The sequence below is a fragment of the Streptomyces sp. 2131.1 genome (assembly GCF_900105515.1).
GTDB lineage: Bacteria > Actinomycetota > Actinomycetes > Streptomycetales > Streptomycetaceae > Streptomyces > Streptomyces drozdowiczii.
On sequence record NZ_FNSY01000001.1, the window covers coordinates 3285676 to 3310000 of the forward strand.

General features: G+C 70.4%; 20 protein-coding genes and 3 tRNA genes. 13 read left to right on the forward strand and 10 right to left on the reverse strand.

Annotation, left to right across the window (positions count from 1 at the left end):
• The first annotated feature begins 110 nt into the window (after positions 1-110).
• From hrpA to BLW14_RS35155, 3 genes are all read left to right on the forward strand, one after another.
• Positions 111-4040, forward strand: coding sequence for an ATP-dependent RNA helicase HrpA (gene hrpA, locus BLW14_RS14835; protein ID WP_093707767.1), 3930 nt, complete (start codon positions 111-113; stop codon positions 4038-4040).
• A 105-nt stretch (positions 4041-4145) separates the two neighbouring features.
• A tRNA-Asp gene (locus tag BLW14_RS14840) sits at positions 4146-4220 on the forward strand.
• Positions 4221-4361: 141 nt separating this feature from the next.
• Positions 4362-4661 (forward strand): DUF6274 family protein, encoded by a 300-nt coding sequence (locus BLW14_RS35155; protein ID WP_093707768.1) that lies wholly within the window; start codon positions 4362-4364, stop codon positions 4659-4661.
• Positions 4662-5158: 497 nt separating this feature from the next.
• On the opposite strand, the gene bldC is transcribed toward BLW14_RS35155, so the two are convergent.
• Together bldC and BLW14_RS14855 are read right to left on the reverse strand one after the other, a co-directional pair.
• Positions 5159-5365, reverse strand: coding sequence for a developmental transcriptional regulator BldC (gene bldC / locus BLW14_RS14850; RefSeq protein ID WP_003949541.1), 207 nt, complete (start codon positions 5363-5365; stop codon positions 5159-5161).
• Between the two features lie 573 nt (positions 5366-5938).
• Positions 5939-6784, reverse strand: a complete 846-nt coding sequence (locus tag BLW14_RS14855) for a DUF8083 family protein (RefSeq protein ID WP_093707769.1) — start codon at positions 6782-6784, stop codon at positions 5939-5941.
• A 177-nt stretch (positions 6785-6961) separates the two neighbouring features.
• On the opposite strand from BLW14_RS14855, the gene BLW14_RS14860 reads away from it, so the two are divergent.
• Positions 6962-8053, forward strand: coding sequence for a Leu/Phe/Val dehydrogenase (locus tag BLW14_RS14860; protein WP_093707770.1), 1092 nt, complete (start codon positions 6962-6964; stop codon positions 8051-8053).
• 290 nt (positions 8054-8343) lie between these two features.
• The gene (locus BLW14_RS14865; RefSeq protein WP_018101730.1) at positions 8344-8601 is read left to right on the forward strand and encodes a DUF3073 domain-containing protein; all 258 of its coding nucleotides are present in this window, start codon (positions 8344-8346) and stop codon (positions 8599-8601) included.
• Positions 8602-8737: 136 nt separating this feature from the next.
• Here BLW14_RS14865 and purM read toward each other — a convergent pair whose 3' ends face one another.
• The 5 genes from purM to BLW14_RS14890 form a co-directional block, all read right to left on the reverse strand.
• Complete coding sequence (gene purM, locus BLW14_RS14870) at positions 8738-9811, reverse strand: phosphoribosylformylglycinamidine cyclo-ligase (RefSeq protein ID WP_093707771.1); 1074 nt, start codon at positions 9809-9811, stop codon at positions 8738-8740.
• Positions 9812-9871: 60 nt separating this feature from the next.
• Positions 9872-11398 (reverse strand): amidophosphoribosyltransferase, encoded by a 1527-nt coding sequence (gene purF, locus BLW14_RS14875; protein WP_093707772.1) that lies wholly within the window; start codon positions 11396-11398, stop codon positions 9872-9874.
• A 369-nt stretch (positions 11399-11767) separates the two neighbouring features.
• Positions 11768-12634 carry an META domain-containing protein gene (locus tag BLW14_RS14880; protein WP_093707773.1) on the reverse strand — a complete coding sequence of 289 codons (867 nt, stop codon included), beginning with the start codon at positions 12632-12634 and terminating at the stop codon, positions 11768-11770.
• A gap of 59 nt (positions 12635-12693) precedes the next feature.
• On the reverse strand, positions 12694-13494 hold the full coding sequence (locus BLW14_RS14885; protein ID WP_093707774.1) for a maleylpyruvate isomerase family mycothiol-dependent enzyme: 801 nt from the start codon (positions 13492-13494) through the stop codon (positions 12694-12696).
• A 151-nt stretch (positions 13495-13645) separates the two neighbouring features.
• Positions 13646-14284 (reverse strand): TetR/AcrR family transcriptional regulator, encoded by a 639-nt coding sequence (locus BLW14_RS14890; RefSeq protein ID WP_093707775.1) that lies wholly within the window; start codon positions 14282-14284, stop codon positions 13646-13648.
• A 124-nt stretch (positions 14285-14408) separates the two neighbouring features.
• Here BLW14_RS14890 and BLW14_RS14895 point away from each other — a divergent pair, with 124 nt between their 5' ends.
• Positions 14409-15977, forward strand: coding sequence for an MFS transporter (locus tag BLW14_RS14895; protein WP_256332785.1), 1569 nt, complete (start codon positions 14409-14411; stop codon positions 15975-15977).
• Between the two features lie 122 nt (positions 15978-16099).
• Here the strand turns inward: BLW14_RS14895 and purL are convergent, their stop codons facing one another.
• The 3 genes from purL to purS are packed head-to-tail and all read right to left on the reverse strand — an operon-like array spanning position 16100 to position 19283.
• On the reverse strand, positions 16100-18349 hold the full coding sequence (purL, locus tag BLW14_RS14900) for a phosphoribosylformylglycinamidine synthase subunit PurL (protein ID WP_093707776.1): 2250 nt from the start codon (positions 18347-18349) through the stop codon (positions 16100-16102).
• Entirely contained in the window at positions 18346-19026 is a 681-nt protein-coding gene (gene purQ, locus BLW14_RS14905; RefSeq protein ID WP_093707777.1) for a phosphoribosylformylglycinamidine synthase subunit PurQ, read from the reverse strand. Before purQ ends, purL begins: the two co-directional genes overlap by 4 nt.
• On the reverse strand, positions 19023-19283 hold the full coding sequence (gene purS, locus BLW14_RS14910; protein ID WP_093707778.1) for a phosphoribosylformylglycinamidine synthase subunit PurS: 261 nt from the start codon (positions 19281-19283) through the stop codon (positions 19023-19025). The genes purQ and purS overlap by 4 nt, the downstream gene beginning before the upstream one ends.
• 386 nt (positions 19284-19669) lie before the next feature.
• On the opposite strand from purS, the gene BLW14_RS14915 reads away from it, so the two are divergent.
• The 7 genes from BLW14_RS14915 to BLW14_RS14945 all read left to right on the forward strand — a co-directional run bounded on the left by BLW14_RS14915 (position 19670) and on the right by BLW14_RS14945 (position 24324).
• The gene (locus BLW14_RS14915; protein WP_177153981.1) at positions 19670-20005 is read left to right on the forward strand and encodes a histone-like nucleoid-structuring protein Lsr2; all 336 of its coding nucleotides are present in this window, start codon (positions 19670-19672) and stop codon (positions 20003-20005) included.
• A gap of 122 nt (positions 20006-20127) precedes the next feature.
• Positions 20128-20199, forward strand: a tRNA-Gly gene (locus tag BLW14_RS14920).
• An 81-nt stretch (positions 20200-20280) separates the two neighbouring features.
• Positions 20281-20353: transfer RNA gene (locus tag BLW14_RS14925), tRNA-Gly, on the forward strand.
• Between the two features lie 160 nt (positions 20354-20513).
• Complete coding sequence (locus BLW14_RS14930) at positions 20514-21458, forward strand: ABC transporter ATP-binding protein (RefSeq protein WP_093707780.1); 945 nt, start codon at positions 20514-20516, stop codon at positions 21456-21458.
• Positions 21455-22255, forward strand: coding sequence for an ABC transporter permease (locus BLW14_RS14935; RefSeq protein ID WP_093707781.1), 801 nt, complete (start codon positions 21455-21457; stop codon positions 22253-22255). The genes BLW14_RS14930 and BLW14_RS14935 overlap by 4 nt, the downstream gene beginning before the upstream one ends.
• A gap of 18 nt (positions 22256-22273) precedes the next feature.
• On the forward strand, positions 22274-23716 hold the full coding sequence (locus tag BLW14_RS14940; RefSeq protein ID WP_093707782.1) for a sensor histidine kinase: 1443 nt from the start codon (positions 22274-22276) through the stop codon (positions 23714-23716).
• Positions 23713-24324 (forward strand): response regulator transcription factor, encoded by a 612-nt coding sequence (locus BLW14_RS14945; protein WP_093707783.1) that lies wholly within the window; start codon positions 23713-23715, stop codon positions 24322-24324. Before BLW14_RS14940 ends, BLW14_RS14945 begins: the two co-directional genes overlap by 4 nt.
• Position 24325 lies beyond the last annotated feature (1 nt).

The following is a 24325-nucleotide window of genomic DNA, read 5'->3' on the forward strand; positions in this document are numbered from 1 at the left end:
GGGGCCTTCGTCGTACCGGGCCACGGGAAGGGCCGTCCGAAGGACCACGGGAGTGCCCGCCCGAAATGGGTTCGCCCTTCCTCGGGCCCGGGTGAGATCCTGGGATCCGTATGTCTACTTCCTTCGCCGATCTCCAGTCCCGGCTCGCGCAGGTCTCGCTCCGCGACGCGAGCCGGCTCGGCCGCCGCCTCGAGGGCGCCCGCCGCATCCGCAAGCCCGAGGCCCAGCAGGCCGTGCTGGACGAGATCGCCGCCCAGGCGGACAAGGCGGCCGGGCGGCTCACGCAGCGGGCCGGCCGGGTGCCCGCCGTCACGTACCCGGAACAGCTTCCGGTCAGCCAGAAGAAGGACGAGATCCTGGAGGCGATACGCGACCACCAGGTCGTGATCGTCGCCGGTGAGACCGGGTCCGGCAAGACCACGCAGATCCCCAAGATCTGCATGGAGCTGGGCCGGGGCGTCCGCGGCATGATCGGGCACACCCAGCCGCGCCGGATCGCCGCGCGCACGGTGGCCGAGCGGATCGCCGACGAGCTGAAGACGCCGCTGGGCGAGGCGGTCGGCTGGAAGGTCCGCTTCACCGACCAGGTGAACCCGGACGCGACCTTCGTCAAGCTGATGACGGACGGCATCCTGCTCGCCGAGATCCAGACGGACCGCGAGCTGCTGGCGTACGACACGATCATCATCGACGAGGCCCACGAGCGGTCGCTGAACATCGACTTCCTGCTCGGCTACCTGGCCAGGCTGCTGCCGAGACGTCCCGACCTGAAGGTCGTCGTCACCTCCGCGACCATCGACCCGGAACGCTTCTCGCGCCACTTCGGGGAAGCGCCGATCATCGAGGTCAGCGGCCGTACGTATCCGGTCGAGGTCCGCTACCGGCCGCTACTCGAAGGGGCCGCCGAAGACACAGAGGATTCCGACCGCGACCAGATCACCGCGATCTGCGACGCCGTCGACGAGCTCCAGTCCGAGGGCCCGGGCGATGTCCTGGTCTTCCTCTCCGGCGAGCGCGAGATCCGCGACACCGCCGACGCGCTCGGCAAACGGAACCTGAGACACACCGAGGTGCTCCCCCTCTACGCGCGCCTGTCGCACGCCGAGCAGCACCGCGTGTTCCAGCGCCACACGGGACGCAGGATCGTTCTGGCGACCAACGTCGCCGAGACCTCGCTGACCGTCCCCGGCATCAAGTACGTGATCGACCCGGGCACCGCCCGCATCTCCCGCTACAGCCACCGCACCAAGGTGCAGCGGCTGCCGATCGAGCGGATCTCGCAGGCCAGCGCCAACCAGCGCAAGGGCCGCTGTGGCCGTACCTCGGACGGCATCTGCATCCGGCTGTACTCCGAGGACGACTTCCTGACCCGCCCGGAGTTCACCGACGCGGAGATCCTCCGTACGAACCTGGCCTCCGTCATCCTCCAGATGACCGCCGCCGGCCTCGGCGACATCGAGAAGTTCCCCTTCATCGACCCGCCGGACCACCGCAACATCCGCGACGGCGTGCAACTGCTCCAGGAACTGGGCGCACTCGACGCCGCGGAGAAGGACCCGAAGAAGCGCCTCACCCCGCTCGGCCGCAAGCTCTCGCAGCTGCCGGTGGACCCGCGCCTGGCCCGTATGGTCGTCGAGGCCGACCGCAACGGCTGCGTACGCGAGGTGATGGTCATCGCCGCCGCGCTCTCGATCCAGGACCCGCGCGAGCGGCCCTCCGACAAGCAGACGCAGGCCGACCAGCAGCACGCCCGGTTCAAGGACGAGACCTCCGATTTCCTGGCCTTCCTGAACCTGTGGCGCTACATCCGCGAGCAGCAGAAGGAGCGCGGCTCCTCCAGCTTCCGCCGGATGTGCAAGCAGGAGTACCTGAACTTCCTCCGCATCCGCGAGTGGCAGGACATCTACGCGCAGCTGCGGTCCGTCGCCAAGCAGATGGGCATCGAGCTGAACGAGGAGGACGCGCCCGAGCAGTCGGTGCACACTTCTCTGCTGGCCGGACTGCTGTCGCACATCGGGCTGAAGGACACCGAGAAGAACGAGTACCTGGGCGCCCGCAGCGCGAAGTTCGCGATCTTCCCCGGTTCGGCGCTGTTCAAGAAGCAGCCCCGCTTCGTGATGTCGGCGGAGCTGGTGGAGACGTCCCGGCTGTGGGCGCGGGTCAACGCCAAGGTCGAGCCGGAGTGGATCGAGCCGGTCGCCCAGCATCTGCTGAAGCGCACCTACAGCGAGCCGCACTGGGAGAAGGACCAGGCCGCGGTGATGGCGTACGAGCGGGTCACGCTGTACGGCGTGCCGATCGTCGCCCAGCGCAAGATCAATTTCGGCCGTATCGACCAGGAGACCTCGCGGGACCTCTTCATCCGCAACGCCCTGGTGGAGGGCGACTGGCGTACGCACCACCAGTTCTTCCACGACAACCGCAAGCTGCTCGGCGAGGTCGAGGAGCTGGAGCACCGCGCCCGGCGCCGCGACATCCTCGTGGACGACGAGACGCTCTTCGACTTCTACGACCGGCGCATCCCCGAACACATCGTCTCCGGCGCGCACTTCGACTCGTGGTGGAAGCACAAGCGGCGCGACGAGCCGGACGCGCTCGACTTCGAGCGCTCGATGCTCATCAACGAGAAGGCCGGGGCCGTCACCAAGGACGACTACCCGGACTCGTGGCGGCAGGGGAAGCTCAAGTTCCGGGTGACCTACCAGTTCGAGCCGGGCGCGGACGCCGACGGGGTGACCGTCCACATTCCGCTCCAGGTGCTGAACCAGGTCACGTCGGAGGGCTTCGACTGGCAGATCCCGGGCCTGCGCGAGGAGGTCGTCACGGAGCTGATCCGCTCGCTGCCGAAGCCGATCCGCCGGCACTACGTGCCCGCGCCGAACTACGCGGACAAGTTCCTGGACCGGGCCGTGCCCCTCCAGGAACCGCTGCCGGCGACGCTGGCCCGTGAGCTCCAGCGGATGGTGGGCGTTCCGGTCACCGCGGACGACTTCGATCTGGGCCGGGTCCCGGACCACCTCAAGATCACGTTCCGGATCGTCGACGAGCGGCGCCGCAGGGTCGCCGAGGACAAGGACTTGGAGGCGCTGAAGCTCCAGCTGCGCCCGAAGGCCCGTCAGGCCCTCTCCAAGGCCGCCGCGGCGACCGCGGGGCCCTCCGGGGAGTCCATCGAGCGCTCGGGCCTCAAGGACTGGACGATCGGCACGCTGAACAAGGTCTTCGAGACCCGCAGGGCCGGCCAGCCGGTCAAGGCGTATCCCGCGCTGGTCGACCAGGGCGAGACCGTGGCCGTACGCCTCTTCGACACGGAGGCCGAGCAGCAGCAGGCGATGTGGCGGGGCACCCGGAAGCTGATCCTGCTGAACATCCCGGTGAACCCGGCGAAGTTCGCCTCGGACAAGCTGACGAACCAGCAGAAGCTGGCCCTGTCCCGCAATCCGCACGGCTCGATCCAGGCCCTGTTCGACGACTGCGCGACGGCGGCCGCCGACCGGCTGATCGCGGCGCACGGCGGCCCCGCGTGGGACGAGGCGTCGTTCCGGACGCTGTACGACAAGGTGCGCGCGGACCTGGTGGACCTGACCGTCCGCACGGTCGGGCAGGTGCAGCAGATCCTGGCGGCCTGGCAGGCCTGCGAGCGCCGGCTGAAGGCCACCAACAGCCTGGTCCTGATCAACAACGTCACGGACGTACGCGACCACCTGGCGCGCCTGATGCCGCCCGGCTTCGTCACCGCGACCGGGCTGCGCAGACTGCCGGACCTGATGCGGTATCTGGTCGCCGAGGACCGCAGGCTCCAGCAGATGCCGACCAACGTCCAGCGCGACACCACGCGCATGGAGAAGGTCCACGAGATGCAGGACGAGTACGCCTGGCTGCTGGAGCAGCTGCCGAAGGGCAGGCCCGTCCCGCAGGAGGTGCTGGACATCCGGTGGATGATCGAGGAGCTGCGGGTGAGCTACTTCGCGCACGCCCTGGGCACCGCGTTCCCCGTCTCGGACAAGCGGATCGTGAAGGCGATCGACGCCGCGGCCCCGTAGGGGAGATCCGTGACGGGACCGCCACCAGGAGTGAGTTCGACCGCACCCTCTGAACTCCTGTACAGTCTGGTTTCGCAGCCGGACGCGAGGAAGGCAGCGAAACCTGGTCCTGTGGAGCAGTTAGGAGTGCTCGCCACCCTGTCAAGGTGGAGGCCGCGGGTTCAAATCCCGTCAGGACCGCAGTAAAGAAAGCCCGGATCCCCTGGATCCGGGCTTTCGCGCGTCTTGACTGCGGTGTCCGCCGACGAGTACTCAGAAACCAGGGGTCGCCCCCGGATTTCCCGGAGAGGGGGCGGCGCGCATCCACCGGGAGGTGGCGCGATGGGGGCATCGGCGGGTGAGGACTACCGCGAGGCGAAGCGGGGCCGCGCGAGGGCGCCCCGGCACGACGTCCGCGCGCTGTTGCGCGCGCACCTGGCGGCCGCGTCCGGCTACCGCCACCTGACCCGTCACTGCGCGGTCTGCGCCCGGCTGCTGCGGCTCGCCACGGAGCCCGTGGCGGCCCCACACGGCGCCGGAACGGCCGATGAGCCGGCCGGGGTGCCCGAAGCGCCCGGGGGACGTCGACGGGCTCCAATACGGGCATCGCGGGGCGGGGACGTAAGTCCTCCCACGACATGACCTTCGGCGGTGCCGTCGGCTTCCTCACAGTGGCAGGCTCGTAGTTGGCAACACCCGTGCGGTGTGACGGGTGTCACTGAATCAGTTTTGAGAAGGGGGGACTTTACACCCTTCCTACAACTGTCGAATTTAATATGTGCAATTGCACCGTCCGGAGGGGCGCCCTTCAAGTACCCGTGGACCGACCGCCGACACCCCGGGCGAGCACCCCGGCCGCCACGCGGGTCTGCGCAAAGGGCCCCCGTAGACCGGGCGGGACCGCGTACGGGCAAGGGCGGGCGCGGGTGAGGGCACGGCGGGAGCGGGTCCGGGCAGGGTGAGCGCGGGCACAAAAAAATCGCGCTGGACCCGGCGGAGTCCAGCGCGATCGGATGACATGACCCGTACGACACAGGTACGGCGCCCGTTGGGGCGGGCGCCCGTCATATGGAGCTATGGGTGAGCAAGTGGGTTGGGGGACCCAAAAGCCCAGGTGTGGCGGGGTGACAGGGGGTTTGTCAGGCCTCGCTGCGCTGCTGCGGAATACCCGCAAGCAGTGCGCGGACCTCTGCCTCGCGGTACCGGCGATGCCCACCGAGCGTGCGGATGGACGTGAGCTTGCCTGCCTTCGCCCAACGGGTAACCGTCTTCGGGTCCACGCGGAACATCGTGGCAACCTCAGCCGGGGTCAGCAGCGGCTCGGCATCAGGGGTGCGAGCGGTCATGAGCGGCCTCCTCGGGAGAACCGAACCATCTCGGTTCTTTCCTCTAAATTCTGCACCTTGACCCACGTTGCCCGAAATGGCGGACGCGGGCCGAGTCGGTTATAGGACGAACGGCTTGTCCTCGGCACTACAACTACACCATCCGTCCAGCCACGTCGGCCAAACCGATGGAATTGCCCTCCCAGGTGTTCATCAGCGAAGGAAAGCCGATGGACCATGCCATAGCGGACAGTCACGCCACCGTGACGATCAGTCACAGAGCGATCAGGAGTCATCAGACCCCCCATAGCGTGCAATGCAGAGCGATCCGCCCATACATGGACGGATGGAGTCCTCGCCGGACTCCTTGTCCTATTTTGGCACGAGGGGTAGGGAAGGGCGCAAGGGCCCCGTAAGTGCTATCCATCACGGTTGAACCAAAGGCCCGGTTCGGGACGTAGGTCCCGCCGCCTCTCAGGACCCTTCAGCCCCTTCACCCTCACGTGTCACATCCGGAACGGGTTCACACTCGGCTCCGCGCGGGTGAAATCCCGGCCGTCGGCTCGCCCCGGCGGCCCGGCCGGCCCGACCCGGTCAGTTCGCGAACTGACGGTCCCTCACGGCCCGCCAGCGCTCCGCGAGCCTCGCATAGGCCTCGGCGGCCTGCTCGGCCTCGCCCGCCCGCAGCGCCGCGATGCCCTCCGCCACGTCGGCCGCGCTCCGGTCCTCGCTCAGGTGCCGCTCCGGCAGCGCGTGAACGAGCCCGCCGTAGTCCAGCTCGACCAGTGCGCGCGGGTGGAACTCCTCCAGCCACCGCCCGATGTCCACCAGCCCCGCGGTCAGCGGCCCCTCGTCCATCGTCTCCCGCAGCGTCCTCAGCGACCGCGCCAGCCGGCGCCGCGCCTCGACCATCCGCGTCCGGTACCGGAACACCGGCGGCTCCCCGTCCGGCCCGGCCACCACGTGCTCCCGCTCCCCGTCCTCGAAGAGCACGAACCAGCGCACCGGAACCTGCCACACCGCCGTCCTGATCCACGGCCGGGCGTCCGGATTGCGCTCCGCCCACCGCTCGTGGTCGGCCAGCGCCTGGCCGCGCACCACCGGCGGCAGCACCGCGTCGAGCACCGGCGCCGGAAACAGCTCCGCCAGCCCGTCCAGGGCCAGCCAGCCGCGCAGCCGGGTCCGCCACGGGCAGACGCACACCACGCCGTCCAGCTCCGCCACGAACGCGTCGGCGCTCTCGTGTACGGGCACCCCCGCGGGCGGGGTCGCCACCAAGTCGGCCAGGGAGCGCCGCAGTTCGTCCTGGGCGGTGGGGATCCGGTCGCGGGCCGCGTACCGGGCCCAGTGGGCGCGCTCGTCCTCCGGGAAGGCCGCCAGCGGCTCGTACACCCGAAGGTAGGACGCGTAGGGAACCAGCACCGAAGACACCACCGACATGCGGTGATCGTGTCACGCCTGTCCCCCGGTGGGGGGTGATCCTTGGCACTGGAACAGATCTACGTGGGGGTAGGACTTACGCTTCTGCCCACCGGGCCGGCCCACGCGGCCGGGCCGGTGGGCCCTCCCCACCTTCAGGAGGGTCTTTCCGCCGCTTCGTACTTGGGAGTCACCACAGTGACCGATGTGACCGGCGCGCCTGTCGATGTCCTGCACACCCTGTTCCACTCGGACCAGGGCGGACACGAACAAGTCGTCCTCTGCCAGGACCGGGCCAGCGGCCTCAAGGCCGTCATCGCCCTCCACTCCACCGCCCTGGGCCCCGCCCTCGGCGGCACCCGCTTCTACCCGTACGCCTCCGAGGCCGAGGCCGTCGCCGACGCGCTGAACCTCGCGCGCGGCATGTCGTACAAGAACGCCCTGGCCGGGCTCGACCACGGCGGCGGCAAGGCCGTCATCATCGGCGACCCCGAGCAGCTCAAGAGCGAGGAACTGCTCCTGGCCTACGGCCGGTTCGTGGCCTCGCTCGGCGGCCGGTACGTCACGGCCTGCGACGTCGGCACGTACGTCGCCGACATGGACGTCGTGGCCCGCGAGTGCCGCTGGACCACCGGCCGCTCCCCCGAGAACGGCGGCGCGGGCGACTCCTCGGTGCTCACCGCGTTCGGCGTCTTCCAGGGCATGCGGGCCTCGGCCCAGCACCTGTGGGGCGACCCGACGCTGCGTGGCCGAAAAGTGGGGGTCGCCGGAGTCGGCAAGGTCGGCCACCACCTCGTCGAGCACCTGCTCTCGGACGGCGCCGAGGTCGTCATCACCGATGTGCGCGAGGAGTCGGTGCGCCGGATCACCGAGAAGCACCCCGAGGTCGCCGTGGCGGCGGACACCGAGGCCCTCATCCGCACCGAGGGCCTCGACATCTACGCCCCCTGCGCGCTGGGCGGCGCCCTCAACGACGCGAGCGTGCCGGTGCTCACCGCGAAGGTGGTGTGCGGCGCGGCCAACAACCAGCTCGCGCACCCGGGTGTCGAGAAGGACCTCGCGGACCGCGCGATCCTCTACGCGCCGGACTACGTGGTGAACGCGGGCGGGGTCATCCAGGTCGCCGACGAGCTGCACGGCTTCGACTTCGACCGGTGCAAGGCGAAGGCCACGAAGATCTTCGACACCACGCTGGCCATATTCGCACGTGCGAAGGAGGACGGCATTCCGCCGGCCGCGGCGGCCGACCGGATCGCCGAGCAGCGCATGGCGGAGGCCCGCCGCCGCTGACCCGGAGGCCCTCCGTACGGCCGCGGCCCGCCGGCCGGCGAGACAAGACTCACGCCGGTCGGCGGGTCGCCTGCCGATAAGAGGTTAAAATCGCAGTTGACCAGCGAGGACGGGGCGTCTCGCGGGTCCTCTTCCGGGGCGCTTGATGCGGGCGGCGTACCGTATGGCCGCGGAAGCAGGTACCGTTAAAGCTCTACAGGCACGGTCTCTCTGCCGAGAGTCCGGCCTGAAACATGAACGCGTGTCAAGACTCTGGGGCCGTCGAGCCCCGTCACCGAGGGGGTCGAGCCATGGGGCGCGGCCGGGCAAAGGCCAAGCAGACAAAGGTCGCCCGCCAGCTGAAGTACAGCAGCGGCGGGACGGACCTGTCACGTCTGGCCAATGAGCTGGGCGCATCGACTTCGAGTCAGCCACCGAACGCGGAGCCGTTCGAGGACGACGACGAGGAAGATGACCCGTACGCACAGTACGCGGATCTGTACAACAACGACGAGGACGAGGACGAGAACGACCAGTCCGGTCCGTCGTCCAAGCGCCGCGGCGCTTGACCTCGCGCTGACACATCACCCCGGTCCGGACCTGCTCCGGACCGGGTTTTGTGCTGTCCCGACACGGGTTTGCGCTTTTCCCGTACGGGAAGGCCGCTGACCGGCCGGGCCCGTCGGCCCGACCGGTGCTTCCCGCTCAGCGTGCGTACGAACCCACCAGCTCGGCGCCCGTCGCGTGGTCGCCGCGGGCGGTGATCTCGCCGGCGACCCAGGAGTCGACGCCCCGGTCGGCCAGCGTGGTCAGGGCCGCGTCCACCGACTCCGCGGGGACGATCGCGATCATGCCGACGCCCATGTTGAGCGTCTTCTCCAGCTCCAGCTGCTCGACCTGGCCCGCCTTGCCGACGAGGTCGAACACCGCGCCCGGCGTCCACGTGGAGCGGTCCACCGTCGCGTGCAGGGTGTCGGGGATGACCCGGGCCAGGTTGTTGGCCAGGCCGCCGCCGGTGACGTGGCTGAAGCCGTGCACCTCGGTCGTACGGGTGAGCGCGAGGCAGTCCAGCGAGTAGATCCGGGTCGGCTCCAGGAGCTCCTCGCCCAGGGTCCGGCCGAACTCCTCGACCTGGCGGTCCAGCGTCCAGTCGGCCCGGTCGAAGACCACGTGGCGGACGAGCGAGTACCCGTTCGAGTGAAGCCCGGAGGACGCCATGGCGATCACGGCGTCGCCCTCGCGGATGCGGTCGGGGCCCAGCAGGCGGTCGGCCTCCACGACGCCCGTGCCCGCGCCTGCCACGTCGAAGTCGTCCGCGCCCAGCAGGCCCGGGTGCTCGGCCGTCTCGCCGCCGACCAGGGCGCAGCCGGCCAGCACACAGCCCTCGGCGATGCCCTTGACGATGGCCGCGACACGCTCGGGGTGCACCTTGCCGACGCAGATGTAGTCGGTCATGAACAGCGGCTCGGCGCCGCAGACGACGAGGTCGTCGACGACCATGCCGACGAGGTCGTGACCGATGGTGTCGTACACGCCCATCTGGCGGGCGAGGTCGACCTTGGTGCCGACGCCGTCCGTGGCGGAGGCCAGGAGCGGACGCTCGTAGCGCTTGAGTGCCGAGGCGTCGAAGAGGCCGGCGAATCCGCCGAGGCCGCCAAGGCCTGCGACCTCGGGGCGCTGCGTCTTCTTCACCCACTCCTTCATCAGCTCGACGGCGCGGTCGCCGGCCTCGATGTCGACGCCCGCTGCCGCGTAGGAAGCACCTGTTGTCTCAGACATTGCCTGGGATCTTTCGTGTGGAAATACGGGGCTGGGGGAAGGGCTGCCGGACGGTCCGGGTCACGGACGCCGCAGCGCGTCGGCCGCCGCGGTCGCCGCGGGGCCTGCCGCCAGCTCGGTCTCCAGCAGCTGCTTGCCGAGCAGCTCCGGGTCCGGGAGCTCCATCGGGTACTCGCCGTCGAAGCAGGCGCGGCACAGGTTCGGCTTGTCGATGGTCGTCGCCTCGATCATCGAGTCGATCGAGATGTACGCGAGCGAGTCGGCGCCCATCGACGTGCCGATCTCCTCGACGGACATGCCGTTGGCGATCAGCTCGGCGCGGGTCGCGAAGTCGATGCCGAAGAAGCAGGGCCACTTCACCGGCGGGGACGAGATCCGGATGTGGATCTCGGCGGCACCGGCCTCGCGGAGCATCCGGACCAGTGCGCGCTGGGTGTTGCCGCGGACGATCGAGTCGTCGACGACCACCAGGCGCTTGCCCTTGATGACTTCCTTGAGCGGGTTGAGCTTGAGGCGGATGCCCAGCTGGCGGATCGTCTGGGACGGCTGGATGAAGGTCCGGCCGACGTAGGCGTTCTTCACCAGGCCGGCGCCGAACGGAATCCCGCTGGCCTCCGCGTAACCGATGGCGGCCGGGGTGCCGGACTCCGGGGTCGCTATGACCAGATCCGCCTCGACGGGCGCTTCCGCGGCCAGCTTCCGGCCCATCTCCACACGGGAGAGGTAGACGTTGCGGCCCGCGATGTCGGTGTCGGGGCGCGCCAGGTAGACGTACTCGAAGACGCAGCCCTTGGGCTTCGCTTTCGCGAATCGAGAGGTACGCAGACCGTTCTCGTCGATGGCGACCATCTCGCCCGGCTCGATCTCGCGGACGTAGCTGGCGCCGCAGATGTCGAGGGCGGCGGACTCCGACGCGACGACCCAGCCGCGCTCCAGGCGGCCGAGGACCAGCGGGCGGATGCCCTGCGGGTCGCGGGCGGCGTAGAGCGTGTGCTCGTCCATGAAGACCAGGGAGAAGGCGCCCCGCACCTCGGGAAGCACCTTGGCGGCGGCCTCCTCGATGGTGAGCGGCTTGCCGTCCTCGTCGGTCTGGCCGGCGAGCAGCGCGGTCACCAGGTCGGTGTCGTTGGTCGCGGCGACCTGGGTGGCACGGCCGTCCTTGCGCGGAAGGTCGGCGACCATCTCAGCGAGCTGGGCCGTGTTGACCAGGTTCCCGTTGTGACCGAGGGCGATCGAGCCGTGCGCGGTCGCACGGAACGTCGGCTGCGCGTTCTCCCACACCGAGGCACCGGTGGTGGAGTAGCGGGCATGACCGACCGCGATATGGCCCTGGAGCGATCCCAGGGAGGTTTCGTCGAAGACCTGCGAGACCAGTCCCATGTCCTTGAAGACCAGGATCTGGGACCCGTTGCTCACTGCGATGCCCGCGGACTCCTGTCCACGGTGCTGCAGGGCATACAGTCCGAAATAGGTGAGCTTGGCGACCTCTTCGCCCGGAGCCCAGACACCGAAGACGCCGCAAGCGTCCTGGGGGCCCTTCTCTCCGGGGAGCAGGTCGTGGTTGAGTCGTCCATCACCACGAGGCACGCCATCGAGTGTAGGGGAGATCGACCACTGGTCCGAATTGGGGATCCCCCGCCGGACCGCTGGTGCGAAGCCCTTCGAGCACGCTCCGGAACCCGCCGATACCGTCACGCACGGTGACCTCGGCTCTTCCCGGATCTACGCGCGGCAACCGTCACAGGGCAGGCGACGCCCGGACTGCCGACGGGTTACCGGCGGGTTCCGGTCACTGTGCGAGCCGGGTCGCCGGGCCGGTTCGTGGCACTGTGTGAGGCGGTACGCGGCCCCCGAAGGCAAGGAGCCCGAACGGTCGTTTCGTGGCGAGCCTCACACTTCCGCCGCCCGGTATGCGCCGTCTCGTCACGTCCCCGGGCGCTCCCGCCGGCCGTCCGGTCAGCCGTTCCGGCCGGCTGCCCGGGCGCCGAGCCCCCGCGCACCGTCCTTCGTGGTGAGGGTCAGAGTGCGGCCGTCGATGCCGAAGGTCGTCGTGGTCCCGTCGAGGACCGCCCGCACGGCGCGTTCGAGGCGCATCTGCGGGTCCGGGCACAGCTTGCGGGTGACGGCGAGTGTGCCGAAGGCGATGGCCGGGCCGGACACCTTCGCCGTGCCCCGGAAGGTGTTGCAGCCGAGGGTGCCGTGGACCGTGCCGTCCCGCCCGAAGGTGATCCGCGCCCGGTTGTCCGTACCGGCGGGCACGGAGGAGGCGGTGGTTCCGGTGGCGAGGGTGGTGACCCGCCAGTCGGTGCCGGCGAGCGGGACCGGGCGGCGGGCGGTCAGCGCGATGGTCTCGCCCTTCTCCGTGGTCAGGGTGAGGGTCCTCTTCTTCACGGCCGCGGTGAGCCTGCCCCTGAAGGCGCCGGCCAGCAGGGTCTCGAAGCGCTGCACGTCCGGCGGACAGCCCATCTCGGTGGTCAGCTCCGGGTCGACGGTGACGGTGTGCCCGTCGACCCGGGCGCGCGCGGTGAACCGGTTGCAGCCGTACCGGCCGCTCGCCCACCCCCTCGCGTCGATCTCGACATACGCGCCCTCGGGGGCGTCCGTCCGTTTCCCGTCGACCGTCACCGCGTCGACGCTCCAGCGCACACCGGTCAGGTCGGCCGCGGGCTGTACGGAGCCGCTGTCACCGGCGGGTGCGGGCCGGGAGCCCGCGCCGGGTTCGCCGGCCTTCTCCGTACCGCAGGCGGTGAGGGCGAACAGGGCGGCCAGCAGGCCGACGGCCAGACGGTTGCGCTGCGCGGGTGCCGCGATGGGGAGCTGCATGGGGGTGAGACGGTCGGCACGGGCGATCCGGTTCCCGCGCGCGGGCCGACCGGGGCGGCTCAGCCCATCAGGGGCAGCAGCTCCGACAGGTCCGCCCGCTCGCCGCTCGCCGCGACCTTCGCCGCGTCGACCTCGCGCGCCCACCCCGTACGCCCGGTCGCCAGCCGTATCCAGGTCAGCGGATCGGTCTCGACGACGTTGGGCGGGGTGCCCCGGGTGTGGCGCGGGCCCTGGACGCACTGGACCACGGCGAACGGCGGCACCCGGACCTCGACCGAGCCGCCGGGCGCCTTCTCGGCCAGGGCGTCGGCGAGCAGCCGGCTGCACGCGGCGAGCGCCTGCCGGTCGTACGGGACGGAGAGCCCGGTCGCCGCGTTGAGGTCGTAGGTGTGGACGATCAGCTCCACGGTCCGGGTGACCAGGAAGTCGCCGAGGCGCATCGCACCGACCCGGGTGGCCAGCAGCCGGTCCTCGGAGGCGCCGGGCACCAGCGCCTCGAAGCGTGCGGCGACCTCCGCGTACAGCGCGTCCAGGTCGGTGTGGCCGGCGGCCCGCTCGGCGGTGTCGTCCGCGATGCTGGAGGCGCGGGCCGCCGTGGTGAACGGCCACTCCAGGAGGGTCACCTCGGGTTTGGCGAGAGCCGGTGCGGGAAGCTCCAGCGTCTGGCTGACGTGCGAGAGGGCCATGGTGATGTGGGCGGCGAGCTCGCGCACCGTCCACTCCCCCAGCCCGCTCGGCGCGGCGAGCCGCTGCGGGGTCAGCGTGCGTACGGCGTCCCGGACGTGCGCGAACTGGGCGAGGACCGCGGTGCGGGTCCTGGCCGGGTCGTAGCGACGGGCGCGCTTCTGCGAGGGCGGCATGCGGGGGAGCCTACGGCGTGGCACCGACAGGGCGGGCGTCTCGGACGGGACGCCCCGGCTCGGCAGGTGGAGCGCCCCCGGCCCGGGCCCACAGGCGGGGCCCCGGCTCAGGCCACAGGGGGCGCCGGCTCAGCCCACAGGAGGTTCCGACTCAGGCCCGGGTCGCGTAGGCGCCGAGGCCCTTCTCCAGCAGGTCGAAGCCCCGGTGGGCGAGGACGACGGCGTCCGCGGCGACCGCGGCGGACGGTTCGCCGGCCAGCAGGCGGCGGCGGTTCTCGGTGAGCAGCGCGTTCCGGGTGCCGAGGATCTGGGCGGCGACGATACGCGCGACGACCGGCTCCTCGCCCTCCTCGATCAGCGCTTCGGTGAGCTGGTCCTGGGTGCGGACGAAGAAGGAGTGGGCGCGGGTGAGCAGGGCCGGCGTCTCCATGATGAGCCGCACGATGCCGAGCGCCAGCGGCTTGTCACCCATCCCCACCGACGGGTCGTGGCGCTCGATGGCCTCGATGAACTGACGGCGTATCGCCGCCACCGCCGATTCACCGGGCGCGCGGTCCCGCACGACCTGGGCGGCGTCGCCGACGTGCTCCTCCAGCGGCGCGAAGACCAGGTCCTCCTTGCTGTCGAAGTAGTTGAAGACGGTCATCTTCGACACATCGGCCGCGTCGGCGATCTCCGCGACGGAGACCTGGTCGAACCCGTGCTCGGAGAAGAGCCTGGTGGCCGTTTCCAGCAGCCGCCGCCGGGTTTCCATCTTTTTGCGCTCGCGCAGGCCCATCCCCTCGGTCATGACCTCACTGTACCAGGATGAAAATTAATCCCGGACGAAAACTTGACTCGGTACATAAATCAAGGGGACAGTGAAGCGACCACAGCGGCGCGCCTCGGCGCCGCTCAGGAGGGGGCTCCCTGTCATGTCTGGAACGAAGATCGCGTCTGAAACGAAGATCGCGCCCGCGCCGGAGCAAACGGCCGCCGCTGAAGGGCCGGCCGGCACCCGCGGCACCACGATCGCCGTGGTGCTCTGCGTCGTCACGATCCTGCTCGCGGTGCTGGACTCGAACATCGTGTCCTCGGCGACCGTGCCGATCGTCCGGGACCTCGACCCGGTCCACGGCGTCGACCGCATCCCGTGGCTGATCGCCGCCTACCAGCTCGCTGCCACCGCCGCGCTGCCGCTCTACGGCAAGCTCTGCGACTCGCTCGGCGCGAAGAAGATCTTCATCGGGGCACTCGCCACCTTCCTGGCCGGGTCGGCGCTGTGCGGCATGGCCCAGTCCATGGGCGAGCTGATCGCCGCCCGCGCCTTCCAGGGCATCGGCGGCGGCGGGCTGATGAGCGTCACCATGGTCGTCCTGCGCCAACTCGGCGCGGCGGGCCCGAAGGACGGCGAGGGCGCGAAGACCGAGGACGGCGAGGGCGCGAAGACCAAGGGCGGCGACAAGAAGGGCAACATCGGCGGGATCATCGCCGGTGCCGGCATGGCCCTCGGTCCCTGGCTGGGCGGCGCCCTCAGCGACCACGCGGGCTGGCGCTGGATCTTCTACGTCAACCTGCCCGTCGGCATCGCCGTCCTGCTCGCCGCGGCCGTCGTGGTGAAGCTCCCCGCCCACACCACCCGTCACCGCATCGACTTCCTCGGCGCCGGTCTCGCGGCCGCCTTCTCCACCGCGCTGCTCCTGGTCACCGAGTGGGGCGGCGAGGACTACGCCTGGACCTCCCCCACCATCGTCGGTCTCGCCGCCGCCGCGGCCGTCGCGCTCGGCCTGTTCCTGTGGCGCCAGGCCACGGCCGCCGAACCGATCCTGCCGCTCTCCCTCTTCGGGATCCGGACCATGCGGTACGGCTTCGCGATCCAGGGGCTGGTCGGCGTCGCGATGATGGGGTCGATCGTCTACGTGATGATCTACCTCCAGGTCGTCCGCGGGATCGCCGCGACCTCGGCCGGTCTCTTCCTGGTCCCGATGGCCATCGGCATGACCGTCGTCGGCCTCGTCTCGGGGCGCCTGGTCGCGGCCGGCTGGTCGCAGAAGACCTTCGTCATCAGCGGCACGGTCTTCGCCTCGGCAGCCCTCGCCCTGCTCACCACGCTCGACACGGACACCGGCCTGTGGACGCTGCGCGGCGCGATGCTGCTCATGGGCGTCGGCTTCGGCCAGCTCATCGGCCAGCTGATCGAGCTCGTCCAGGACACGGCCCCGCCGAGCCGGCTGGGCGTCGCCACCACCGGGGTCCGCTTCTTCCAGACCCTCGGCACCGCGCTCGGTGCCTCCCTCTTCGGAGCCGTACTCAGCAGGGTCTACGCCGCCAAGGGCCCCGGCGGCAGCACCAGCGACATCGCCCGGCTCACCGGCACGGCCCGCGTTCACGCCCTGGACGCCTTCGCCTCCTCGGCCGACGTGGTCTTCGCCTGCGCCACCGGCGCGATGGTCCTCGCCCTGATCCTGGCGACTCGGCTCCCGGGCACCCGTACGAGGGCCTGACCCTTCCCCGTACGAGCAAGGACCGAACCTCCCGCACGAGCCCTGCGCTTCCCCGTACACGGAACGCGAAAACCCCCGACCGGGCGAATCGGTCGGGGGTTTCGGCGTGAGCCGTCCGGCAACTACGCGAGCAGCGCCGGGATCGTCCCCTCGTGCGCCGTGCGCAGCTCGCTCAGCGGGATGCTGAACTCGCCCTGGACGTCGATCGTGTCGCCGTCCACGACACCGATGCGGGTCACGGGCAGACCGCGCGCCCCGCACATGTCGTTGAACCGCAGCTCCTCGCTGCGCGGCACCGAGACGACCGCGCGGCCCGCGGACTCGGAGAACAGCAGCGTGAACGCGTCGAGACCGTCCGGCACGACCAGCCGGGCGCCCTTCCCGCCGCGCAGGCAGGACTCGGTGACCGCCTGGATCAGACCGCCGTCGGACAGGTCGTGCGCCGCGTCGACCATGCCGTCGCGGGAGGCGGAGATCAGGATCTCGGCGAGCAGCTTCTCGCGGCCGAGGTCCACCTTGGGCGGCATGCCGCCGAGGTGGTTGTGGACGACCTCGGACCAGGCCGAGCCGCCGAACTCCTCGCGGGTGTCGCCCAGCAGGTAGAGGAGCTGGCCCTCTTCCGCGAAGGCGACCGGCGTGCGCCGCGTGACGTCGTCGATCACACCGAGCACGGCCACGACCGGCGTCGGGTGGATCGCCGTCTCACCGGTCTGGTTGTACAGCGAGACGTTGCCGCCGGTAACCGGCGTGCCCAGCTCCAGGCAGCCGTCCGCGAGACCGCGGGTGGCCTCGGCGAACTGCCACATGACATCCGGGTCCTCGGGCGAACCGAAGTTCAGGCAGTCCGAGATCGCGAGCGGCTTGGCACCGGACGCGGCGACGTTGCGGTACGACTCGGCCAGCGCCAGCTGCGCGCCGGTGTACGGGTCGAGCTTCGCGTACCGGCCGTTGCCGTCGGTCGCCATGGCCACGCCGAGGTTGGACTCCTCGTCGATGCGGACCATGCCGGCGTCCTCGGGCATCGCGAGGACGGTGTTGCCCTGCACGAAGCGGTCGTACTGGTCGGTGATCCAGGACTTCGACGCCTGGTTCGGCGACGAGACCAGCTTGAGGACCTGCTCGCGCAGCTCGGCACCGTTCGCCGGGCGGGCCAGCTTGCCGGCGTCGTCAGCCTGGAGCGCGTCCTGCCAGGACGGGCGGGCGAACGGGCGGTGGTAGGTCGGGCCCTCGTGGGCGACGGACCGCGGCGGAACGTCCACGATCTGCTCGCCGTGCCAGAAGATCTCCAGCTGCGAACCCTCGGTCACCTCACCGATGACGGTGGCGATGACGTCCCACTTCTCACAGATCTCCAGGAAGCGGTCGACGTGCTGCGGCTCGACGATCGCGCACATGCGCTCCTGCGACTCGCTCATGAGGATTTCCTCGGGCGAGAGGGAGGAGTCGCGCAGCGGCACGGTGTCCAGCTCGACGCGCATGCCGCCGGAGCCCGCGGAGGCCAGCTCGGACGTGGCGCAGGAGAGCCCGGCGCCGCCGAGGTCCTGGATGCCCGCGACGAGCTTCTCCTTGAAGATCTCCAGGGTGCACTCGATGAGGAGCTTCTCCTGGAACGGGTCGCCGACCTGGACGGCGGGGCGCTTGGCCGGGCCGGTCGACTCGAAGGTCTCCGAGGCCAGCACGGAGACACCGCCGATGCCGTCGCCGCCGGTGCGGGCGCCGTACAGGATGACCTTGTTGCCGGGGCCCGAGGCCTGCGCGAGGTGGATGTCCTCGTGCTTCATCACACCGATGCAGCCGGCGTTGACGAGCGGGTTTCCCTGGTAGCAGGCGTCGAAAACGACCTCACCGCCGATGTTCGGCAGACCGAGGCAGTTGCCGTACCCGCCGATGCCCGCGACGACACCCGGCAGGACGCGCTTGGTGTCCGGGTGGTCGGCCGCGCCGAAGCGCAGCGGGTCGACGACGGCGACCGGGCGGGCGCCCATGGCGAGGATGTCGCGGACGATGCCGCCGACGCCGGTGGCCGCGCCCTGGTAGGGCTCGATGTACGAGGGGTGGTTGTGCGACTCGACCTTGAAGGTGACCGCGTACCCCTGGCCGACGTCGACCACACCGGCGTTCTCCCCGATGCCGACGAGCATCGCGTCGTTCTCGGGGACCTTCTCGCCGAACTGCTTGAGGTGGACCTTGCTGCTCTTGTACGAGCAGTGCTCGGACCACATCACGGAGTACATGGCGAGCTCGGCGCCGGTGGGACGGCGGCCCAGGATCTCGCGGATGCGGGCGTACTCGTCCTCCTTGAGGCCGAGTTCCTTCCAGGGCTGCTCGGTCTCCGGGGTTTCGGCCGCGTGCTTGACCGTGTCCAGGCTCATGCGTTGACCAGCTTCTTGATGATCGAGGTGAAGAAACCGAGACCGTCGGTGCGACCGGTGCCGATCAGCGGCTCCACGGCGTGCTCCGGGTGCGGCATCAGGCCGACGACGTTGCCTGCGGCGTTGGTGATGCCGGCGATGTCGCGCAGCGAGCCGTTGGGGTTGCCGCCCAGGTACCGGAAGGCGACCCGGCCCTCGGCCTCCAGCTCGTCGAGCGTGTGCTCGTCGGCGGTGTAGCGGCCGTCCATGTTCTTGAGCGGTACGGAGATCTCCTGGCCCGCGGAGTAGTCCGAGGTCCAGGCGGTCTCCGCGTTCTCGACGCGCAGGGTCTGGTCGCGGCAGATGAAGTGCAGGTGGTTGTTGCGCAGCATCGCGCCGGGCAGCAGGTGCGCCTCGGTCAGGATCTGAAAGCCGTTGCAGATGCCGAGGACCGGCATGCCCGCCTTCGCCTGCTCGATCACCGTCTCCATGACCGGCGAGAACCGGGAGATGGCACCGGCGCGCAGATAGTCGCCGTACGAGAAACCGCCCGCGAGGACGACCGCGTCGACCTGGTGCAGGTCCTTGTCGCGGTGCCACAGCGATACGGGTTCGGCACCCGCGACGCGTACGGCCCGGAGGGCGTCCTGATCGTCGAGGGTGCCCGGAAAGGTGACGACTCCGATACGAGCGGTCACTTCGACTCCTCGGCGTTCTCCACCTTGACGGTGAAGTCCTCGATCACGGTGTTGGCGAGGAACGTCTCCGCCATCTCGTGAATACGGGCGAGGGCGGCGTCGTCGACCGGCCCCTCGACCTCCAGCTCGAAACGCTTTCCCTGACGTACGTCCGCGATTCCCTCGTAGCCGAGACGGGGCAGTGCGCGCTGCACCGCCTGTCCCTGCGGGTCGAGGATCTCGGGCTTGAGCATGACGTCGACTACGACGCGTGCCACTGGCACTCCCGGTGTGGTGGTGTGGTGCGGCTGTTTCTCCGGAGGGGGTACCCCGGACCCCCGCGGGTCCACTCAGCGTACCTGGCCGGAAATTCTACGCGGGTAGATATCAAACGGGATAGATCACGCCCAGATTTCGGCCGATCACCGGACGGCAGAAAAGCCGCGAAACAAATGCCTATGAGCCGCGCACTTAGCAGGCGGACACGCGCAGGTAATTGGACGGTCTTCACAATGCGGCACCACTCGCTGTACAAATGATTACCGGGGAATGCAGCATTGCCCCGGAGCACCGACAGCAGTCGGCCCGCATCCGCGCTCACAGCCGGAAGGCCGGCATCGACGCATGTCAGACGCGTCGATGCCGTAGGAAAGGACCGATATCCGTGGCGCAGCGCGTAGTGGTCACACTCTCCGACGACATCGACGGGGGATCAGCGGCGGAAACGGTCACCTTCGCCCTGGACGGGAAGTCGTACGAGATCGACCTCAATCCGTCCAACGCAAAGAAACTGCGCAACGCCCTGGCCCCGTACATGGCGGCCGGCCGTAAGCAGACAAATACCGGCAAGGGCGGCAAGACCCCCGTTCCGTACCGGCACACCTCGCTCGCGCCCGACCCCGCGGCGGTGCGCGCCTGGGCGCGCTCGCACCGGATGGACGTGCCGGCCCGGGGCCGGATCCCCAAGAGCGTCTACGAGGCGTTCCAGGAAGCGAGTTGACCCGGCGAAAGGTGCCGCGGAGGACCTGCGGGGGAGCCGACTTGCGCTACACCCCCGCAGGTCGGCTAGAGTCTGGAGCACGCCGAGGGGCAAGGCCGAAAAGGCCGAACCCCACGCAGCGTGCGGGTGTAGTTCAGTAGTAGAACATCCCCCTTCCAGGGGGAAGGCGCAGTGTGCAATTCCTGTCACCCGCTCCGCACGACTCCTGCAGGACCACTCCGGTGGATCAGGTAGAGTAGTGATCGCTCCACCGGTGAAAGCCGAGTGGCTGCAATGCGGACGTAGCTCAGTTGGTAGAGCGCAACCTTGCCAAGGTTGAGGTCGCCAGTTCGAACCTGGTCGTCCGCTCAGAAAATGAAGGCCCCGGTCGATTTCGACCGGGGCCTTCGTCGTGTCTCGGGTCCTCATGTGTCTTCCCCACTCCTCGGGCACCACCCATGACGTTTGTCATGGGTGGTGGTGACAGCCCGCACTGCCCCCGGCCTTCCGAGGCCGGAAACCTGGAGACATGACCAGCGACGACAAGTCCCGTGAGTACGTGATCCAGACGGAGGACGTCCGGCGCAGCTACGCCGGCGGCTTCGAGGCCGTGTCCGGCGCCTCCTTCGCCGTGGCGCGCGGCGAACTGTTCGCCCTGCTCGGTACGAACGGCGCCGGCAAGACCTCCACCGTCGAGCTCCTGGAGGGCCTGGCCCGCCCCGACGGCGGCACGGTACGGGTCCTGGGCCACGACCCGTACGCCGAGCGCACCCGGGTCCGCCCCCGGATAGGCGTGATGCTCCAGGAGGGCGGCTTCCCGTCCGAGTTGTCGGTCACCGAGACGGTACGGATGTGGGCGGGCTGCACCAGTGGCGCCCGGCCGACCGGGGAGGCCCTGGAGCTCGTGGGGCTGGGCCACCGCGCCCGCGTCCGGGTCAAGCAGCTCTCGGGCGGTGAGCGGCGGCGGCTGGACCTGGCGCTGGCCCTGCTCGGCCGGCCCGAGGTCCTCTTCCTCGACGAGCCGACCACGGGGCTCGACGCCGAGGGCCGGCGCGACACCTGGGCGTTGGTGCGCCGCCTCCAGGAGGACGGCACCACCGTGCTGCTCACCACGCACTACCTGGAGGAGGCCGAGGCGCTCGCGGACCGGCTGGCGATCATGCACCGCGGCCGGATCGTCACCGCGGGCACCACGGCCGAGGTGACGGCCGCCCGCCCCGCCCGCATCCGCTTCGAGCTGCCCGACGGGGTCCCCGCGGCGCGGCTCCCCCTGGAGCTCCGCGCCGCCGCCGACGGCCCGCGGATCGAGATACGTACGCACCGGCTCCAGGACTCCCTGACCGAACTGCTCCGCTGGGCCGCGGAGTCGGACGTCGCACTGCGGGCGCTCGACGCCCGCTCGGCCTCGCTCGAAGAGGCCTTCCTCGACATCGCGAAGTCCGCCGCCGAAACCGAAGAGGTGTCTGCCGCATGACCACCACTACCACCACCGCGCCCAGCACCCCGCGCACGACGCCCCTGACCCGGCTGACGGCCCTCGGGCGGGCGGAGCTGACGCTGCTCGTCCGGAACCGGACGGCGGTCTTCGTCGCGCTGCTCATGCCGGCGGCCATGATCATGGCCATGAAGTCGACCTTCGAGAAGATCGACCTCAAGAGCACCGGCCTCACCGTCGCCGGCGCGGCGCTCATCGGCGGCATCGGAACGGTGCTCGTCCAGGCCGTCTACATGAACATGGTCGCCGCCTACGTCGCCCGGCGCGAGGAGCTGGTCCTGAAGCGGCTGCGTACCGGTGAGGTCACCGACGGTGAGATACTCGCCGGGACCGCCCTCCCGGCCGGCGCCCTCGCCCTGGCGCAGAGCGCGGTGATCATCGTCACAGGCACGGCATTCTTCGGCCTCGACGCACCCGAGCGCCCGGAACTGCTCGTGGCCGGGTTGCTGTTGGGCGTGGTGCTGCTGACGGTCCTCGCCGCGATCACCTCGGTGATCACCCGCACCGTGCAGACGGCCCAGCTGACGACCCTGCCGCTGTTCCTCGTCTCGATGATGGGCTCGGGGCTCTTCGTCCCGCTGGAGATATTCCCCGACCGCCTCGCGACGGTCTGCGAACTCCTGCCGCTGACCGGGGTGATGACGCTGATACGGGCCGGCTGGCTCGGTACCTCCGACGGAACGGACCTGCTCGGCGCCGCGCTGACCGGGCTGGTCTGGACGGCCGCCGCCGTGTTTGCTGTGCAGCGGTGGTTCCGCTGGGATCCGCGACGCTGAAGAGGGGGAGACACCGTGATGCGCGTACGGAGTTGGCGCCGCAGCTGGCAGGAGCGCAGCAAGATGGAGCGGATCGACCTGTACTCGCGGTTCACCAATTCCTGCGTCCCCTGGCTCTTCGCCCTCTGCTGGCAAGCGGCACCCTTCCAGTCGGACATCCGCCACGCGCCGGTCCCGCTGACGCTCGGGGTGGCGCTGCTCCTGGTCAGCCTGGTGCAGTGCCTCCTGAGCAACCGCAACGTTTCCGCGTCGTACGAGCACTACCTGACCGGCTCCGTCTTCCCTCAGCGGCGTCTGCTGGCCCCTGTCACGCTCCTGGTCGTGGCCGTCGGGCTGCTGGCGGCGCTGGTGGCCGTGGACGGCGTCCATGGCGCGGGGCTGCTGCTCATGACGCTGAACGCGCCGATGGCCCTCGTGATCACGCGGGTGCTGCTGGTCCCGGTCCGCCGCTTCCTGATCGAGTCGCTCTGCCTCACCGCCCTGATCACGAGTGCCCTGGCTGCGGCCGGCGTACGGGGCGGCACCTTGGCCGGAGTGGTGGCCTGCAGCCTCTTCGGCTGTGTGCTGGTCCTGATCTCGGTCCGGCCCAGCGTCTGGAGCATGAGCGTGATGTGGCAGGCGGAGCAGGCCCGGGACATACAGGCCAGACTCGCCGTGGCCGAGGAGCGGCTGCGCTTCGGGCGGGACATGCACGACGTGCTGGGCCGCAACCTCGCGGTGATCGCGCTCAAGAGCGAACTGGCGGTGGAGCTCGCGCAGCGCGGCCGGCCGGAGGCGGTGGACCAGATGGTCGAGGTGCAGCGGATAGCGCGGGCCTCGCAGCAGGAGGTGCGCGACGTGGTGCGCGGCTACCGGGAGGCCGACCTGAGCACGGAACTGGCCGGGGCGCGGGGCGTGCTGAGCGCGGCCGGCATCGATTGCGCGGTGACCGGGGACAGCGGTGAGCACCTGCCCGCGCCCGTGCAGTCGGCGCTCGGCTGGGTCGTCCGCGAGGCCGCGACCAACGTGCTGCGGCACGGCGATCCCCGGCACTGCGCGATCCGGGTGCGCGTCACCGCGGACGCCGTGACGCTCCAGGTGGAGAACGACGGGGCGACGGCCGCGACCGCTGGGGCGACCGCGTCCGACGGGCCGGGCTCCGGGCTGGCCGGCCTCCGGGAGCGGCTCGGCGCGCTCGACGGCTCGCTGGAGGCGGGGCCCGCGAAGGGCGGCGGCCTGTTCCGGCTGACGGCGACGATCCCGCTGGGCGACCGCGACTGGCCGAAGGCGGAATCCGGTCGCCCAGGCCGCCCCGGCGCGAACGGCCCGCTCAGGGCGGCCGGCCCACTCGGCGCGAACGGCCCGCTCAGGGCTTCCGGCGCGGGCGGGGCGCTCGGCGCCGAAGGACTGCGTCCCGGGACCGTGGTGGCTCCCGGTGTGATGGTGGGGCCGGGGCCCGGCCTGGTGGAGGGACGACGATGACCGCGGTACGGGTGCTGCTCGCCGACGACGAGCATCTGATCCGGGGCGCGCTCGCCGCCCTCCTCGCGCTGGAGGAGGACCTGGTGGTGGTCGCGGAGGCGGCGACGGGGCCGGAGGCGCTCGCCATGGCCCGGGCGCACCGCCCCGATGTCGCGGTGCTGGACCTGGAGATGCCGGGGGCCGACGGTGTGAGCGTAGCCACATCGCTGCGGGCCGAACTCCCGGACTGCCGGACGATGATCGTGACGAGCCACGGCCGGCCCGGCCACCTCAAGCGGGCCCTGGCGGCGGGCGTGCGGGGCTTCGTGCCCAAGACCGTCAGCGCCCGTCAGCTCGCCGGCATCATCCGTACCGTCCAGGCCGGAAACCGTTATGTGGACCCGGAGTTGGCGGCGGACGCGATCGCCGCCGGGGACTCGCCGCTGACCGCGCGCGAGACCGAGGTGCTGGAGCTGGCGGCCGACGGCGCACCGGTCTCGGAAATCGCCGACCGGGCCTCGCTGTCGCAGGGCACCGTGCGGAACTACCTCTCGGCGGCGGCCTCGAAGCTCGGGGCGGAGAATCGTCACTCGGCAGTGCGTCTCGCACGCGAGCGGGGTTGGGTATAGT

What these genes read in the sequence shown, in the direction of transcription:
- bldC (WP_003949541.1), bottom strand. Translation starts at nt 5,365, where the DNA reads ATGACCGCTCGCACCCCTGATGCCGAGCCGCTGCTGACCCCGGCTGAG.
- BLW14_RS14930 (WP_093707780.1), top strand. Translation starts at nt 20,514, where the DNA reads ATGACCAGCGACGACAAGTCCCGTGAGTACGTGATCCAGACGGAGGAC.
- purM (WP_093707771.1), bottom strand. Translation starts at nt 9,811, where the DNA reads ATGTCTGAGACAACAGGTGCTTCCTACGCGGCAGCGGGCGTCGACATC.
- BLW14_RS14885 (WP_093707774.1), bottom strand. Translation starts at nt 13,494, where the DNA reads ATGCCGCCCTCGCAGAAGCGCGCCCGTCGCTACGACCCGGCCAGGACC.
- purL (WP_093707776.1), bottom strand. Translation starts at nt 18,349, where the DNA reads ATGAGCCTGGACACGGTCAAGCACGCGGCCGAAACCCCGGAGACCGAG.
- BLW14_RS35155 (WP_093707768.1), top strand. Translation starts at nt 4,362, where the DNA reads ATGGGGGCATCGGCGGGTGAGGACTACCGCGAGGCGAAGCGGGGCCGC.
- BLW14_RS14890 (WP_093707775.1), bottom strand. Translation starts at nt 14,284, where the DNA reads ATGACCGAGGGGATGGGCCTGCGCGAGCGCAAAAAGATGGAAACCCGG.
- hrpA (WP_093707767.1), top strand. Translation starts at nt 111, where the DNA reads ATGTCTACTTCCTTCGCCGATCTCCAGTCCCGGCTCGCGCAGGTCTCG.
- BLW14_RS14940 (WP_093707782.1), top strand. Translation starts at nt 22,274, where the DNA reads ATGCGCGTACGGAGTTGGCGCCGCAGCTGGCAGGAGCGCAGCAAGATG.
- BLW14_RS14895 (WP_256332785.1), top strand. Translation starts at nt 14,409, where the DNA reads ATGTCTGGAACGAAGATCGCGTCTGAAACGAAGATCGCGCCCGCGCCG.
- BLW14_RS14935 (WP_093707781.1), top strand. Translation starts at nt 21,455, where the DNA reads ATGACCACCACTACCACCACCGCGCCCAGCACCCCGCGCACGACGCCC.
- BLW14_RS14855 (WP_093707769.1), bottom strand. Translation starts at nt 6,784, where the DNA reads ATGTCGGTGGTGTCTTCGGTGCTGGTTCCCTACGCGTCCTACCTTCGG.
- BLW14_RS14865 (WP_018101730.1), top strand. Translation starts at nt 8,344, where the DNA reads ATGGGGCGCGGCCGGGCAAAGGCCAAGCAGACAAAGGTCGCCCGCCAG.
- BLW14_RS14945 (WP_093707783.1), top strand. Translation starts at nt 23,713, where the DNA reads ATGACCGCGGTACGGGTGCTGCTCGCCGACGACGAGCATCTGATCCGG.
- BLW14_RS14880 (WP_093707773.1), bottom strand. Translation starts at nt 12,634, where the DNA reads ATGCAGCTCCCCATCGCGGCACCCGCGCAGCGCAACCGTCTGGCCGTC.